At 63.1% G+C, this 16,484-nt stretch carries 10 protein-coding genes; 4 read left to right on the top strand and 6 right to left on the bottom strand.

The features are described from left to right. Positions 1 to 41: 41 nt before the first annotated feature. The 3 genes from ACFVWR_RS06995 (at position 42) to ACFVWR_RS06985 (ending at position 1,014) form a co-directional block, all read left to right on the top strand. Positions 42 to 305, top strand: coding sequence for a hypothetical protein (locus tag ACFVWR_RS06995; protein ID WP_387209449.1), 264 nt, complete (start codon positions 42 to 44; stop codon positions 303 to 305). 279 nt (positions 306 to 584) lie between these two features. Next, complete coding sequence (locus ACFVWR_RS06990) at positions 585 to 791, top strand: hypothetical protein (protein ID WP_387209447.1); 207 nt, start codon at positions 585 to 587, stop codon at positions 789 to 791. Next, entirely contained in the window at positions 784 to 1,014 is a 231-nt protein-coding gene (locus ACFVWR_RS06985) for a hypothetical protein (RefSeq protein ID WP_387209445.1), read from the top strand. The genes ACFVWR_RS06990 and ACFVWR_RS06985 overlap by 8 nt, the downstream gene beginning before the upstream one ends. A gap of 33 nt (positions 1,015 to 1,047) precedes the next feature. On the opposite strand, the gene ACFVWR_RS06980 is transcribed toward ACFVWR_RS06985, so the two are convergent. Further along, positions 1,048 to 1,368, bottom strand: coding sequence for a hypothetical protein (locus tag ACFVWR_RS06980; RefSeq protein ID WP_387209443.1), 321 nt, complete (start codon positions 1,366 to 1,368; stop codon positions 1,048 to 1,050). A gap of 418 nt (positions 1,369 to 1,786) precedes the next feature. Between ACFVWR_RS06980 and ACFVWR_RS06975 the strand changes: the two genes are divergently transcribed. Beyond that, complete coding sequence (locus tag ACFVWR_RS06975; RefSeq protein ID WP_387209441.1) at positions 1,787 to 2,830, top strand: TolB family protein; 1,044 nt, start codon at positions 1,787 to 1,789, stop codon at positions 2,828 to 2,830. A 688-nt stretch (positions 2,831 to 3,518) separates the two neighbouring features. Here the strand turns inward: ACFVWR_RS06975 and ACFVWR_RS06970 are convergent. From ACFVWR_RS06970 to ACFVWR_RS06950, 5 genes are all read right to left on the bottom strand, one after another. Then, positions 3,519 to 3,953 carry a hypothetical protein gene (locus ACFVWR_RS06970; protein ID WP_387209439.1) on the bottom strand — a complete coding sequence of 145 codons (435 nt, stop codon included), beginning with the start codon at positions 3,951 to 3,953 and terminating at the stop codon, positions 3,519 to 3,521. Positions 3,954 to 4,454: 501 nt separating this feature from the next. Then, positions 4,455 to 7,985, bottom strand: coding sequence for a DUF3376 domain-containing protein (locus ACFVWR_RS06965; protein WP_387209437.1), 3,531 nt, complete (start codon positions 7,983 to 7,985; stop codon positions 4,455 to 4,457). 386 nt (positions 7,986 to 8,371) lie between these two features. Continuing rightward, positions 8,372 to 11,512: a hypothetical protein gene (locus ACFVWR_RS06960; RefSeq protein WP_387209435.1), complete on the bottom strand. Its 3,141-nt coding sequence runs from the start codon at positions 11,510 to 11,512 to the stop codon at positions 8,372 to 8,374. Positions 11,513 to 13,353: 1,841 nt separating this feature from the next. Beyond that, on the bottom strand, positions 13,354 to 13,890 hold the full coding sequence (locus ACFVWR_RS06955) for a hypothetical protein (RefSeq protein WP_387209433.1): 537 nt from the start codon (positions 13,888 to 13,890) through the stop codon (positions 13,354 to 13,356). A 1,458-nt stretch (positions 13,891 to 15,348) separates the two neighbouring features. After that, positions 15,349 to 15,597 (bottom strand): hypothetical protein, encoded by a 249-nt coding sequence (locus ACFVWR_RS06950; RefSeq protein WP_387209431.1) that lies wholly within the window; start codon positions 15,595 to 15,597, stop codon positions 15,349 to 15,351. Positions 15,598 to 16,484 lie beyond the last annotated feature (887 nt).

The raw sequence follows: 16,484 nt of genomic DNA, 5'->3' as shown, positions 1-16,484 counted from the left end.
TGTCATCTATCTCGGCCAGCGATCCGAAGAGGGAGAGCGTCGTGGCTGGTGAAGCATCCACGAAGCCGTGGTGGGTACTCACCTCCGCCCGGGCCGGATCTCGGTGGATGGCGATCTTCTGCACGGCCCTCGCCTGCATCGAGCCGCTCATCGCCTTGCGCCGAGGGGACTGGTGGTGGTTGCTCATCGGCGTGTTCTTCGTGCTGACCGCTGCTGTCGCCTGGCTGTCGCTTGGATGGGTGCTCAGACACCCGGCGACAGGAGTGTCCGCTCCACCTGAAGCGCGGGACCGCGACGATGGCTGAGCGGCGGCGACCGTGGTGGCTGGCGTGGACGAACCCGCAGATCGCCTGGTTCTACGCGGCCCTCTCTACCGTTCTTTTCGTGTTCTTCACATTCGTTTGGCTCCTGGGGAATAGCTGGTTTGTCGCGGACGTCTACGTGATGCTGATCATGCTCTGTGGGTACAGTTGGTGGGCCGTCTGGTACCTCACGAAACGGCGGCTCGGGTGACGGCCGGGCCCGACTGGCCGCCGCCATTGACGCGAGCTCGACTCATCCGCATTTTGGCGATCCGTTGGCTGGTGACCGTGCTGCTCGTCGCCGTCTGTGTCTGGTCGGTCGGCCCCGCCACCCGCGGTACTTTCGAGACACGAGACTGGTTCTGGTTCGGCGGACTCGCCTTGCTGCTGCTGGTCAACATCGGGTTGAGCGTGTGGCTCACCAGGAATCTGCTTCGCCGGTGGCGGCAGCAGAACCCCCTTCCGGCGGACGGCGGAGAGGATGGCTGAGCCGCGCGAGAGGAGGCAAGCGAAGCCTGGCGTCCGTAATCGTGATCTGCAGCTCTTCTACCTCCGCCTGGTGCTGTTGCTCGGTTCGATAGCCGCCCTGCTCTTCGTCGCTTTTGGGTTCATCGCCCGAAAGGATCCGGTACCGGCGTTTGTCATCGCCGTAGCGATGGCGGTGCTCGCCGTCGGGGCTGTGATTCGCCTCGTCCTGATTCGGCGGCGCTGACGGTCTTGGTGGTGGCGCTACCCGGAGCCGCCGCTACTGCTGACGGTGCTCCGCCTGCCGTCGGATCTCGTCGCGGAGCGTGGCGCGGCCGTTGCGGAACTTCTGGGCGCCCAGGACGAGCATCGTCCCGCCGGCGGACACGGCGACAACGACCAGCGTGTCGAAGACGCTGTGCGGTCGAAGTATCGCGAAGATCACGATCGCGAGACTGACGATGGTGGTGGCGATCCCAACGAGAAGAAGCCATTTGCCGGTGCGGAGTTCACTCCGGGCGATCCGCAGCAGCGGTGCCTCCTCCGCGTCCGCACTCGCGGTGGGGTCGGTCGGTTCCTCACCGGTACGCTCACCGTCCATCGGACCGCTCTGCCGAAGAAGCGATCTGCTCCGCTTCTGGGTGGCGCCGATAGAAGACGTAGCTGGCCCAACCGCCAACGGCGAGGAGGGCAGCGAGCCCCGCTGCGACAAACCACAGAGCCCCCACTCTCGGTGCGTGGCTAAGGTACAGGTTCGACGCCGTGAGAAGCGTCCAAACGATGCCTGTCCGGAGGGACCTCGCCTGGGTCGACGACGTCACCCACCACGGGTGTTTCCGAGCCATGCTCACCGGGCGAACATACTCTCTAGCAGCAGGTTTAGCGAGAGGCACCTACATGCGTCGCCTGCGCCGTCGCTCCGCCAATGAGCCCAGGCGAGAGCCTACTTGTGCAGCGGTGGCGGACAAGAGGACAGTTTTTGTGTGGGCTCGGGGCAGCCGAAGAGCCCACTGAGCGGGGTGATCGTCGTGCGTGTTCGAAGTGTTTCTGTTGCTCTGGTGGTCGTCGGTATCGCGTTGTCCGGCTGTACCGGTGCGGTGCCTAGTTCCGGGTCATCATCTGGATCGCACACGGCGGATCCGCCGGGCGGCCAAATCGTCTACCGGCAATACCTCGATGCCGACGGTAAGACAGGTGCGCTATTCGTCGCCAACACCAACGGCACTCAGAAGACTCAGCTTACGAAGCCAGTCGGCAACGAGACCGATGCTGAGCCGGATTGGTCCCCTGACGGCAAGAGGATCGTCTTCTCCAAACAGACGGACGTCGGCTTGCCCACGGAAGCACACGCGATAGACCTGATGAACGCCGACGGTACTGACCCGGTCGCCCTGACCGCAGGTAACCCCTCGGCGACCGAGACGAACTTCAACGACCAGCCCGTGTTCTCACCCGACGGGGCTTCGATCGCGTACGCGCATGGCGACGGGAACCCGACTCAGCAGCAGCTCACCAACACCGGCATCTACGTCATGCGCAACGACGGTACCGGCCAGCATGAGGTTGTGGCGATGGCACCGGGCGCTGCCGATGTGGGGGGCGTCGCCTGGTCACCCGACGGTAAGCAACTGGTCTACTGCATCTTCAACACCGGCAGCGGGCAGCCCTCCGGCGGTCGGGCGTTCTTCGTGGTCAACACGGACGGAACGGGTGGTCGGCAGTTAACGAAGTGGGACTCGGGCGCCGACGGGACGCCGGACTGGTCGGCCGCCACGGGTCGAATCGCGTTCCGGGTCGCCCCGGACGAGGAAAGCGGCGTCGGCAACTTCTACACCGTGGATTCCAACGGAACAGGCCGCACCCAGATCACGCACCTGAAGCACGCCACGGTGAGCCACAAGGTCAGCTTCTCGCCTGACGGCACATGGATCGTCTACGCGGCGGCCGGAGACGACGGGGTCACCCATCTCGCGTTGGCACCCGTCAACGGTTCAGCAAGAGTTCCTATCGCGACCGGGAAGTACAGCAGCTCGGGAGCGGATTGGTCACCGAAAGCCGGGTAGCGACAGAGCTATCTCCGCAGCCAGCCGCCCCAACCGCTTTGGCCGGACGCCAATACGTGGGCGGCCTGTGGGGCACTGCTGATCAAGATCCGCCGCCTGCGCCGTCGCTCCGCCGACGACTCGACCACGAACCCGGTCACGGAGGCGGCTCACCATCGTTGCTACGGCGCCGGAAGTAGCGTGCCCCCGCACGCAATACGGCGGCTCCCGCCAGCCCACCAGCAAACCCCAGGAAGCGGAACGTGGCCGCCCAGAAACCGAGTCGCCCAGGCCCTGTGAGAAGACCAGGCAGATGAATCCAGCAGCCACGATGACCAAACCTGACGCAACCGGTCCCCGCCCGAGGACGGTGTCCCGTCGCGCACGGGTCGCCGCGTGCCGGGAGCTCACACGTTCGGGGCGCCACAGGTCCCGCACAGGCTTCTGGCCGCCCGCTCCGGGACCGTTTTCCTCCTCGAACTTCCGCAGCTCCTCGCGCGCAGCGACCAGCCTCCGCACCCCGAGGGACAGGAAAGCCACCACAAAGATCAGCTGCGCCACGTGAAAGCCGAAGCGGCGGTCGTGAGGTGGAACATCCGCCGAGGACACCGATGGCGCCGAGGAAGTTGGCGAAGACGATGTTCCCGGCGGCGCCGAGTGGGTCATCGGAGAAGCCATGCCCCGAGCACGACGCGCGCCGCCGCCACCATCAGGGCTGCCAGTCGTACGTCTCCTTCCGGTCATGGACGGAGACCGCTCCATAGAACTCGTACCCGAGAGCTTCCCGCATGACTGCGCGGAATCGTGCGTCGTGACCGTAGGCGAAGTTACCTCCGACAATGGTGCTTCCCGGGTTGATCAGCCAGTGCCCGCTCTCGGCGTCGTACCAGGTCGGCACGAGCGTCGGAACAGGCCCGTGGTAGAACAAGCGGACCTCCAGCGCGACCGGGGGCGCGTCCTCTCGGGGCTCTGACGAGCGCGCCTCCGCCGGGAGCGAGTGAACGATCCTCTTAGGGTCGGAAGTGCGGTACTTGACGATTCCCATCAGGGTGAGCGTCTCGTGCTTGCTTGAGACGCCGCCGAGCGTGCAGTCTTTTCCGTGCGCGCCGCGGAGAACCTCGAGGGTGAGGCCAGTGCGAGTCATTATGCTCCGATCGATAGTGTTGCGGCCGCCGATCAGCGGCTGCATTACATCTATGCGCGCAAGGTGCCGGACGGGTGGGAGTAACAGGGCGGTCCCGTTATGTCACGTCTCAAGCCAGTTACCGCACTTCTCTCCACGCGACGAGGGGCCGAGCACTGTTCTCACAAGCGGAACCACGTCTACACAAGGACACCGACGCCGGCTGCCACCAAAAGCCAAGTGGCTGCCTGATAGAAGCCAAGGGCGATTTTTGCGTACGGTTTCTGCGGCCTCAAGGTTCCGAATTGCCGCGTCGATACCAGCCCGAACCGGATCCGAACCGAACTCAATTGCCATCTTCTCCCCTGTCGAACACAATCATGATGTTTTCTCTTTTTATGCCCTGTGATGACAACCCGGTCGGTATGCTCTGGGCACCTCTCCGCGACGCGAGGCCACGCACCGAGCGCGGGGAGCGAAACATCGCTGCACGGCATTCAACGCGCGTAGACGTTCAGTCGATCATTGGGTGATCAGGGTGTCATCTTTTGGCTCGTAGGGGGTTCGAATCTCCCCAACCCACCACGTCGCCGTCCCCCACGCAACATATGTTGTGAGCACAGCAATCAGTGTGGCCAATGGCCCTGCGGGCAACAATCCGCTTGCAGCAACGGTGAGCACCGCAACTCCTCCGCAGAACGCGGCGAGCAATAGCCAGACTGCAAACGAGAGGACAACCCTCAGGCTTCGCCTCCAGTTGGTCTCACCCGGTCGAGTTCGGGGCGCCAGCCCGACCTTCCAACCGAACAGGAGCGTTGCGGCCAGCGCAGTGCCGGCGCTCGCGACTATGACCGTCAGATGCAGACTCCAGCCGTGCGAGCGAGCTTCCCAGTCGGCAAGCCCGATTGCGCCTACGGCAAGAAACGTTGATATAGCTACCTCGCGCCGGGAAGTCGACGGGCCGGGCAGGCTCTTCGCGCCGTGAGCCGCGGACCCGAGGGCGACCAAGACAATCGCGCCTAGTGCCCAGAACTCGAGAGCGGTGAGAAATCCAGCAGAAATGTCAATAGTGACCGCGGCTATGGCTACGACCGCGATTGCGACCCCCGTCCAGAACCTGCGCAGGCCACGCGCACGCTCACGCGCCGCAACCGGAGCTACTGTGCGCCAACGTGCGTGCCCGCGACGGAACGCGGCGACAGCCGAGACGGCTGCAGCAAGGACCAGGACGCTCGCGATCACGCCGCCCACAGCGCCCGGCCATGCCAACAGTCGCGTCGCATCGAAATGGTGGGATGCTAGACCGCCCGGATCCAGAGCTAGGAGCATCGCGAAAGCGAGTCCGATCATGAGCACGCTCTTTGAAGCGCTCAATGCGGCAGGCGCAACAACAGCCAGGGGTCGCAGAACCCACACTGCCAGGCGTCGTCCCACTCCAAGACCCTCATCCGGCTGGGTGATGCCCCTTGAGACTACTCGCAGCAGGCGTGACGCGATGGCACTGAGATAATCGGGACGCAAGCTCGCTAGCGAGGGAGAATTCGAAGCGAACGCGTCGGCCACGTCGTTCAGTGACTGGCTGCGCTGGTGCATTCCAGTTGCCGCGCGGAGAAGTTCCTCCTGAGCGATGTGCACAGCGTCACCTGGCGTCAGCACGCTCGTTGTGTCAGGAGCCGGCTCGAGGTCGGCCAGGAACCGGAGCATTCCTGCGGCGGCATCGAGTCGGCCCCACCACCAGTCGTTTCGCCGCCATTCGGTAGAGAGGAATCCGCCGAAGCCGAAGAGAGTAAGACCAGCCAGTTTACTGTCGGCGCCGATCGGATCGGAAGGCGTCGTCGGGTCTGACCGGACGACCGGTCGCCGCATAGCCGCTCGCGCCCTCGTGACTTCTCGGTACTCGCGTAACCGTTGAAACGCGATGGCTGAACTTGCTGCTTCGCCGGCGCTGATTGCCCGGAACCGCAGGTCGCTCATCGGCTCGGGTATGCCGCTGCCGCTCACGAGCGGCGCAAGGTCATGCGCGCCGAAGTCCGGTGCCAACGGGATCTTCGACCAGATCGAGTGGTCGATGTTGAGTTCGATGAGGGCGGGAGTTCGGAGCGCACTCGTGAGTTCTTTGAGTAGCCGCACCGCGTCTGTCAGGTCACCTTCCCAGACGTCGCTGAGGGCCGGCGCAGGAGTGGTCCACATGTTCACAATGTTGGCTGCAGACGTCTCATCGTCGTCTCCACGTACGAGCTGCAGTACTGCGTCGATGAGGAGCTCGCGCGCGGATCGGGCGCGGCTGGCCGCCCGATCGATGAGATCCCGAATCTCCGCGAAGTCCTGTGCGTAGTCTCGGTGGGATTCCTTAGAAGAGAAAAAAAGTGTCTCCTCAAGGTATCGAAGCCATGCCGACGCAGACCCCACGGTGTCGTCGAGGGCTTGCGGACCCTCCGTGATCGCCATCGACACGGAACCCGAAGGATCGAGGTCTTCACTGTAGAGGCTGATGATGAACACCTCCACGAGCTGGCGGGTCCGTTCGCTAGCCGAAGTCCGCAACCTGCGGAGTCGCAGGTTCGTGCCCAGTTCCCAAAGCGCCGGGTGCTGCAGGACCTCGTCAAGCAGGACGATGTCAGCGCTTGCCCGGTATTGCACGTAGTCGGCGATTGCAGCGCGCCGAGCACACTGGGAGAAATCGTCATGGCTTGTGCGCATCGCTTGCGCAGCGATGAAGGACCGGCCACGAACGGAAAGCAGATCACGTCGGAAGTCCTCGACCGCCTGGATCTCCAGCTCGCCGGACTCCCGGAAGGCGAACTTCTTCACGGCCGCGATGGTCGAAGCCACGAGGTGGGAGAGGGGGTCGTGACGGGCTTCCAGATGCTTAGCTTCCGAAAGTGGGCTGATGCGCGGTGCCTGTTGCATTGCTTGTGGTTGCATAATCGACGCCGGTGCATCCGGCCGCGGATTGAGGTAAATAAGAGCTCTGGTCGAGAAGTCGTCAAGGGGTGTCTGGCGAATTGAGCGGAACGCGCGGTCGATTGGGATATTGTCCTTTACCCCGCCGTCAACGACGTGAAACGCCGATGCCCCTCGTGGTCGATGTGCACTGAAGGCGTAGCTCACGTCGAGGTGGTCGCTGTCGAGTTCCGAGGGTGCGGAGACCTCGTGCGAAGCGATGAGCGCCGGCTCGAAAGCGCCAGGGAACGATGAGGTCGTTCGTGCGGCGTATGCCAGCCGAGCGATATCGTCGTCTTGTGGTGTAACAACGTCGCCGGGGATCCTTCTGCCATCGAGCCGGTCATGAATAACGCCTCGCTCTCCGACGTCAGCGCCGACGAAGTGAAAATGGCCGTAGCCCTGTCGCGAGTCCCCGTCGTTGAGGTCGCCGCCGTCAGTTATGGTCGCGGACAAGTCAAGCGACACCCGATTCGCGACATGTTCACTATTGCGCGTCGGCGAGGCATAAAGGTTCGTCAAAGCAGTCCGCACTCTCGGCCAGAAGTACCCATCTGCCTGCAGCGCCGAGTCCACCGCGCGGAAGCCAGGTGGGTGAATCAGTCGCCAGATGTCCCCGGCATCGCTCCAGACGTCGAGCATCGGGTCCACCGATGCCCCCGCTCGCTGAGCAGCGGCATAAAGCACGCCGTTCAGACCACCGGCGCTAGCACCTGCCAGAATGTCAAACTCGATTGAGTCGAATCCCTGGGATTCGAGGACCTGCGCATAGATGTCCGCGCGTCTGAACAGGGCCTCGTCGGCTTCGACGTTGACTTCGTCGTTGCGGGTATACGCGAAGTAGGCTTCGACCTCTCCAGAGTTGCGTACGAGCCGAATTCGGCGGAACACATCAAGCTCTGCTACCGCGCCACCTATCCAGACAGCGAGGCTTACTCCCCCTCGCATCGCTAGTGCAGCGCGCAGCGTCCGCCCGTACGCTGCGACGACACCCGCAGGCATTGGAATAGCAGCGGCATGAGCGTCAACCGGCGCGGCATCGTGGAGGTTAAGCCTCACGACAGTAGCGGCAAGCCTTGGAGTCATGAGCCTTCTCTCGACGAATCTCACGATCCGAGCGGTTGAGCCCGCGTGCTCCAGAAGGGTCTAAGGACGGTCCTGGCTTGCACTGACGCAAGTAGTTCGGGACTTGGCGCTAGCCGCCTGTTCGATTCACGCTCGGATCCTTAAGCGAGGATAGCTCATGTTATCGACCGGCGGTAGACCCTTTGGCCCACCGGAATATCGCACACCGAGGCGTCGAGGTTCGGGAGCGTCGGCTTGCGAGCTAACAACTCCGGCGCTCCGTTGGCGGCGGCGGCGGGTTACTTTTCTCGCGGTCACTGAACTGAGCCCGTGAGCAAGTTACACGGCTCGTTCGAATGGCCGATCTCGGATCAGCCACCAAAGATTCGGGCGATCAAGGAACCTCACTCGTTAGGCAGACATGGAGATGCTCAGGACTTGACGGTCGCGCTCCGATCCGATCGGGAAGCGTTAGGTCCCGCCTCGACGAGTGGCATCCAGGGAGCCACGGACGCGTCCGCGTCGCCGTAATTCTGTTCGAGGTCCTGCCGTAGCACGGTTAGGCCCACACGGCCACGCCGTCCCACGGTGCGGGTGAGTATACCGAGGCTGAGCCACCCCCAGACGGTCAGCGCCCCCCAGAGCGTCCAGCAAGCGGTCACCGCGGAAGTGGCGGCCGTAACGCGGCCCAAGGCGACCAGCATGCTGGAGACGAGGAGCAGGAATAGTCCAAATACCGTGATCAGCACGACGCGGCGCGCGGCGCGACGGAAACGCTCCACGTGCAGGGAAACGGGGGAGCCGCTGCTTTGTCGGATGATGATTGCCATCAGCAGCAAGGCGGCCGCAATAAGGAACTCCGGGACACCGAAATCGCCGAACGCTATCACGGTCCGCGGCACTGCAAATAGCCAGATAAGTACCGCGCACAGCGCGACGGCGAGCAGACAGACTGCCAGGTTGAGGAGCCAACTACTCCGTCGGGACGCAAGCACCGTGCTCGGCCCTCCAATAAACATGGCAGCGAGCCAGAAGGCGATGACGAAGGCAGCATCGGTCGGAGCTCTGCCGGTCAAATGCAGGAGTGGAAGAGCGAGAAGGAAAAGAGGCACTACCCAGTCGGCCGTACCGTGCCTCCACAGCCAGGTACTGATGCAGATCAAGACGCACGCGCTGTTCACCAGCGTGTTCGCAAGGTTCTCGTCCTCCAACCACAGGAGCGGATGTAGGCCGGGCACTGCCCCCCGGTTCGCATCTGAGGCGTGAGCAGTCAGAAGCAACCCCACTGCAAGGGCGGCGACGAGGTGAACCGTACCCGGCGTGGCTCGTCCGAGGGCACCATCCCGCCACGCGGGCCTTCCTGGTCTTCCCGACCCTGACGTTGGCCGTCCGCGCGGCACAAGGCTCTGGAGCACTCCGACCAGAACCGCCAGGAGTGCCAAGAGGAGCACAGTCCAGCCCGCAAAGGAACTGCGGAACGTAAGGGTGAAGTTTGCGGCATCCTGGGCGATCGGTAGGACCACCAACCAGGGTCTCGCATAGCTCAGTGGCAGCTTGCCGAACGCGGAATTGAGAGATGAGTTGACGGCGTTCACGAACCACGGCAGCGCAGCCGCCAGGATCAAGCCCGCGCCGGCGAGGAGCGCAAGAGCCACTGCGACATCGCGAATGCCTGAAACGGCTGCTGTCACTGATCGCTGTGGCGGAGGGAGCTGTGCGGCTGCCACAACCAGCACACCGAGCGCGGCCAGCATCCATATCGGCGGAAGGACATCTTGGGGAACCTGACCGACCAGAACGACGAGGGCAGCAATGACAGGGAGGGACAAGGACAGGCGGCGGACCCATTCGGAGACCGGAACGAGACTGCACACGAGTGCTCCGACCGACCCGAGAAGCACGCTGGTCATCGCTGCGAGGAGGCCGAGCCCGACGAACCCAGTCGCCAAATCCTTCGGGATGAACGATGCCAGCGACGACTCCGGCATGATGCTGAATTCCAGAACGGCAGCGACGGCGGGAATCGGTGCGAGGGCCCACATCGGGAACCACGCCAGGGAGAACGGCACAAACGATCTCGCTTCACCTGACCGAATCCACATTTGTCGGAGAACGCATAACCGCATGCCTGCTACCGCCGCAATAGCCACCGCTGGCACGAAGATCGACCACTGATCGGGACTGGTTAACGTCTGACTGACGTCCACGCCGAAAACGGTCGACGGGACTGCGAGGGCGGACAGGGATGCGAAGTCGAGTGCCAGATCCACGCCAATGGTGACGATCACCGCCGCCAGAACGACTACCTCCGCGCGTGCAGCGAAACGGGTCGTGGCGATGAACGCGCCCGACAACCCGACCGCGAGGAACATCGGATCAGTACCCACGGTCAGGAAGGCAGCCACCAAAATCGCCAGGCAGAAGAGCACTGCCGAGCTCGTCACTGCAGCGCGCATTGGGCGCCGTCTAAACACAAGCGTGAGGAGGGCCGTCATCGTCAAGATGGAGCCAACGGCATTCCAGAGCTGCGTCGCCACCGCTGTGTTATCAGGCGCGCTGGTCAGCTGGCTGAAACACAGTCCGATCGCGAGAGCCACGGAGGCGGCACCTAGTCCCAGCGGCCGGTCGGAGATCAGACGAGGTGTCCATATCGACCAGCAGATCGAAAGCACCACTGCAAAGAGCGATGGGAGGGCTCCCAGCCACGTAAGGGGCTCTACGGAACGGGTGAGCAAGCCGGGCACTACGAGCCCGAGGATGATGCTGAGTCCGGCATATGCGAGTGCGAGCAGGGTCGGTGCCCAGAGCGCGGCGTGCGGCGACTGTGGTCCTAGCACCAACGGCGCGTCGAGTGCGGATGTACCCTGATCCGGATCAACCGGAAACTTGTGGACGTCGAAGCCCACGAAGGCTTCTACGTCGCTACGGGCGGTCAGGAGCACAACCCTGCGGTTCGGCCAGATCTCCTCCCAGCTGCGCAGAATGCACGAAACCCGGCGCAACTCCTGAGCTGCCCATGAGCGCTGCGTGAGGTCGATGAGAAACAGAATCTGCCGCTCTCGATCCCACTTCGAGAGCCTGCCAGCACGGGCCAGGCTCCCGAACCGACGCAACCCCGCATCAACTTCCAGCCCGAATTCGCCGCTGCCCTCTGGCCTCACCGTCACTACAGGCAGCGCCATCGGCGCTGCCTGACGAATCAGGGCGCGCTGCACGCGCTGCGCCTGCCGGGGACCGGCCACAATCGCCGACCGAGACGGGATGTGTGCCGGATCGACGCCGGCCCACGGTCTGCCCGTCCAATTGCCTGCATCCCAAGATCGTCGGAGCCACACCGCTTGAGCGACGCCAGAGGCTACTGTCCGCCGAACAACGGGAAGTATCAGCACGCCGAATGCCGCGGTAGCTACATAGAGCGCAGTCTCCCGAATATCGGAGTATTTCGTGTCGGGCCATACGCGCCGGGCGAGATCCGAAGCCCCGGGCGCCCAGGCCAGAAGTAGCGTCAGTCCCACCACGAACAGGCACAGCAAAATGCGCAACCAACTGGTCCATTTGAGCTTCACGTCCACCACGCTTTTGTTGAGGCATTCTCACTTAGTCGAGACTCTAGCGGAGCTCGCTTCGCACCTCTACATGTGCGCCGCCGCTTCCCGAGCACGCAATTTTTTGTACGTCGCCAATCTCGGCAGGGGCGAATGTCGCGTCACGCTCGGAAGGGCCGATCATCGCATCGAAGCTCTCGCCGCGAACGTGCCCGATACGGAAATGTCGCCAGGAATGTTCCCCCACCGGCATCGCCACCCCCCCGCCGTGCGTTACCCCGCCGCAAGTGACTGCCGCGATGTTCGACCTTCTGGCCGCCGCCGGGTTCACCGGTGGGCAGGTGTTGGAGCCCGGGTGCGGTTCCGGCCGATTCATGGCGGCCGCGTCGGCGCCCCGGGGCTCGATAACGCGCTTGCCGTTACGGGCGTGCCCGCGTCGTACCCCGTCCAGTGTCGTTGGGACCGATGCGACCATGGCCGATGGGAGGTATCGTCTGCGCTTGGCGATGAGCGTGGTCTTCGCTGATTTCGTGAATACTCCGCACTATGGCCTTGAGAGGATCGGCTCCCGCTCTTAGCATGTGCCCGCGTCCCATTGCCAAAGGAGCGTGAGGACGAACCTTCTCGACGCATTCCGCGAACGCCCGGTCCGCCGTCAAGAAGACGTCGCACTCGGGAAGGTAGGTTGCGATCTGATTGTCCACAGGAGTCCCCTTGGTGGTCTTGCGCGTCGCTTGAACCAAGCCGAATGCCCAGCGAAGCCACGCGAGGGGGACATCTGGAGGAAGGAGTTGTCTTGCCCACATGACGAACCATTCCTGCCGTCGAACTGCTTCCGGGTTTATCCATGGCCCGAGCCAATCGTTCTCAGCGCTTCCCGGACTCATTAATACCTTCCACCACCGGGCTTCACCTTCTGCCTGCCAGAGCTGAAGGGGGCGCCCATGCCACCATGGGGTGGGCGCCGACGGGATCACGTTCAGGTCAAACGAGACATGCTCGAAGTGCCTGCCCTCCTCAGCTGAGTGGCTTCTCACCTCTGCAGACTGCCGGCGGGCAAGGTCGAGATCCGCCTGTCCCATGAGTCGAACGCGCGCTGCTTCTCCGTCGGGGTCTCGGCGAACTCGCCTCCACCACCCAGACTGCCAATCCGCTTTCAGGTGTTGCCACTCCACGCGGTCGGGCCGAGGGTTGAGCCAATCTTCGTGCAAGCGGGAGATTGCCCGCCTAAGCTCCTCCGCCTCCTTGAACGCTTCGGGCATAAGTCGCTCCCACGACTGAAGTGTCATCGCGCGAACGAGACGCCTCCTAGCAGCCGAGTTAGGGGTGCGAAGCGCTTCGTTCACAACAGCAGGGCAAGCGACAATCCGCACGCCGCACGCTCGCGCCTCAGTCCGCACTTCCTCCACGCCATCATTGTCGACAATGAGCGCCCACACGTTGCTGTCCGGCATAAGACGAGGTATCCCCACGCGAACAAGCTAGCGCGCTGCTGGCGCCGTTTCGATCTGTGGCACTTGCTGTGGTCGAACGTTGTGCGGCCAACTAGGTAGAGAATGCCCATCTAGCGCGAGACGTGACAGCAATTGCTAATTCTTGAGCCAGTTCGACTTGTCGTGTTCTACCTGGGCGTGGGCAGAGTCCGTGCGATGGCGACGCGACGGCGGTCAGCCCTCCGTGTCAGCCGGGTTGAAGTCCAGAGGCGGGGCGTGTCAGCTGGAGTCGAAGTCCGCTCGTCGCTGCCGGACGCGTTCGCGTGCCCGTCATGCCGATAACGCCGGCAACCGCCCACGCAAGCTTGGCCGGACAATGTCCTTCCACGGTGTTGCCACTAATCGCGACCTGAGAGATCAAAAGGCACCTCCTCGTCACTGGCTCGATCCTTCGGAGAGGTCAAGCAGCGAAATGCCTTCGCGCACTTCCAGCGGATCCGTTTTCGCGCTGCCAACAGGTCCTCTCGGTTCGTGCCCGAGTCGATCGCGAAGCGCCGCCATCAGTGGCGTCGTCTCCAGCCATTCGTTGAGGTCGCCGTTTGGCTCCGCAAGGACGAAGAGCTCAGGCGCACGCGTCTGCAGCAGTGCGATAACTGCGCGCGCATATTCGGACGACATTCGGCACACCCGGTGCGGGCGACGAAAGATGTCGATCCAGACATCGTCCTGCAGGACGACTCTGGCATCGAGGATGCCCGGTGGACGGGCGTCGAGCTCGAGGAGCGGAGCTGCAGACGCCGCCTCGGTTCCATTAAGTCGAACGAAGCGAAGCGTTCGCGTGTACCCCTCGATCACTTGACGAGGCTGTACATCTCGATCCAGAGCAGCTTCGACGACCGGCCCCGGGTTGAGTTGCCACATGTGAGCGAGTTCACGGACAAGGTCCCACTGCCATTCCTCCGAGCTATTCATCGCAGCCTCCCAATCCGATTGACAACGCACGACTGCCCGGTTAGAACTATAGACATGCGAGATAAAGCAGACAATCACCCCCCGAGATCTGTTGCCCGTGATCGACTCATGGAGGAGCGATGTGATGTTGGAGTTTCTCCCAAAGGACCGCGGGCTCTACGCGGTAACGACCCAGACGGGGACCTCGTACATATTTGACCTCGAAGCCGGCACGGTGACCAGGGAACTAGGGCCGCGGTCCCATCCGAACATCAATGACGGGACTCGACCGATCCGCTCGGTTGTCGTCTGCAAAGTCGGCGTCAATGGATGTTGGACCATGGAACCCGATAATGCGGAGACTGACTACTACTGGCAGATCACTACGCCAATCGTCCGAATCGAACCGCTCGCGAGACTCGAGAACGTCAATGGCGACTGACACGTCTGGGCTCGCGATGTATCTCACGGATCGGCTTGGCTCGTGGAGCACCTCGTGGCTTGCTGCCGCCTCCGACGCGATGGATGCATACGTCTGGGGAGAACGATTCGAGCGGAGCCCGAACGATCGAAGCCCCACCCCAGAGCAAGTGGAGAGGCTGACAACAGCGTACGAAGCTTGGAACATCGTCATCCGGGAGGCCGACGACTGGGGAGTTCGCCGGTGGTTCAACGACTGGAATGAGAAACTTGCGTCCGCTCCGATTGACGCAATCAGGGCCGACCGCCACCAAGATGTGCTAGACGCGGCCCGCGCTGCTCGCCCGATGACAGTGTCACACACGGACCAAGCCTGGCGGGAGGCACACGAGGCGGCCCGAAAACGATGGATGCACGCGAAAATGCCGCCCCGCGATGAGCCCTCGGAACCGTCCGAGTCTGGGGCATCCGGGGGCCGCTTCTGAACCTGGAGGCTCCGCCGAAAGCGGATCTGCACGAAACCGCTGCGCTGCCAATGACCGTGAAGGCCGCTCTTGTCGGTTGAGTCGACGGTAGAGCCTGCGTCTTCGTCGCTCGAGAGCCTATCGGGAGGGTCGGAGTCGGCCCCGATGCAAGCTGCGCGAAGCCGGGCCGGTCTGCCCTAATTGCGGCGGACAGACCTCACCTCAGTCAACTATTCCCGGCCAGACCGACCCGATTGCTCGTTCGAGTTTCGCGATCGTGATGAGATCGGGCCAGGACTCGCCTGCAAGAACCATCCGCAACACGTTGTGATCAATCTCCGCAGCACGCGCAGTAGCTCGAACACTGGATTGGCCCATCCGCGTCCGAATGTTCACGACCAGCCGGCGCGCTGTTTCCGACACGGGGTCGGAGCGCTTCTCCCACGGCCACCCTTCAGGGTTACCCCCATTTGGGCTCGGACGGATTGGGCGGGGCATACGGTAAAAGGTAGCGGGCGAGCCGCGCGGACTTGTGCAGCGTTTCGGTGAGGCGACAGCATGAATCTGGATTCGACGCTTGCGGTCTCGCCCCGACTCAGTCGCGCTCGGATTCCCAAATCGGCGAACCCGCAGGGTCCGGCCACACCGTTTGTCGGTACCCGAGTTCAAATCTGATCAGCTCGAAGCTGTCTGGTAGGGCGCCTCTGACGATTTCGGCCACACGATCGGGGTCAAGTCCGGTCTTCTCCGCTACGGCCGCGAGGTGGTCTCCGCCGATGACCGTCCGGATGTTCCGGTTCACGCGCCGCGCGAGATCCTCGCCGTCGAGGGAGTGATCATTCATGCGCCCCCTCTGCGCTGATTCCCGCCTGCTGTGTTTTATGATTGCAGGTCGTCTATACTTCTAACCAGTTCTGAGATTGCCAGAGATCAGCTCGACACTCAAGCGGGAGGGCGAATGGACAGCATTCCGTCGCATGCAGCTGGCGATACTTCACGATTCGGACCCGCCTACACCGAAGCCGGTATATGCCAGCAGCTACGGATCGAGCCGTGGCAATTGAATGCTCTCGTCGATGACTACCTACTCTTCCGAGTGACCTTGAACGACGGACAGACTGTCTATCCAGCCCTTCAAGTACTAGACGGCTCGATCCTCCCCCGGCTTGACGCTGTCCTTTGCGAGTTGGCGGAAGGCGTCGAGGACCCCGAAACATGGTGGAGCTGGCTTCTTGGCCGCTTGTCCGGAGCCGACATACGTGCAAGGTGGGAGTTGTTACGAGATGGGGAAGCAACCGCCGTCATCGCGGCAGCGGGCAGATCTGCGTGGGCTTGGCGGCAATGAAGCAGTCGCAGGCCAACCCCGCCTCAAATCATCAATCAGACGGCAGCCCGGATCAGGCCGAACGGAGACGCTCGATCGGCGTTGCGATCATAGACGCCGACCTTCGGTATCGCACTGGCTTACAGGTCGTACTAGCGCGCGACCCGGCCCTGCTTGTGCTTGGCCCCTTCGACGACGTTCCCGAGTTCGAATCCTCTGGGTGCAGGCCGGAGGTGAGCCTTATCTCCGAGGCTGAGGTCCTCAGGACCACCGACTCAAGCCGACTTCCGCGGCCCTACATCGTGATGCCCAGAGTGCGGCGCCGCGGATCGCCGCAGGTTCGCCCGGGCAGCGTCTCAGCGGTCGTGCCCCGATCAGCACCGATCGCCGAGCTTTTAATCGCAATC

The sequence above is a fragment of the Leifsonia sp. NPDC058292 genome, assembly GCF_042880955.1.
In the GTDB taxonomy this organism is placed as follows: domain Bacteria; phylum Actinomycetota; class Actinomycetes; order Actinomycetales; family Microbacteriaceae; genus Leifsonia.
Note: the sequence above shows the minus strand (reverse complement) of the source record. Positions and strands in the feature narration are given on the sequence as shown.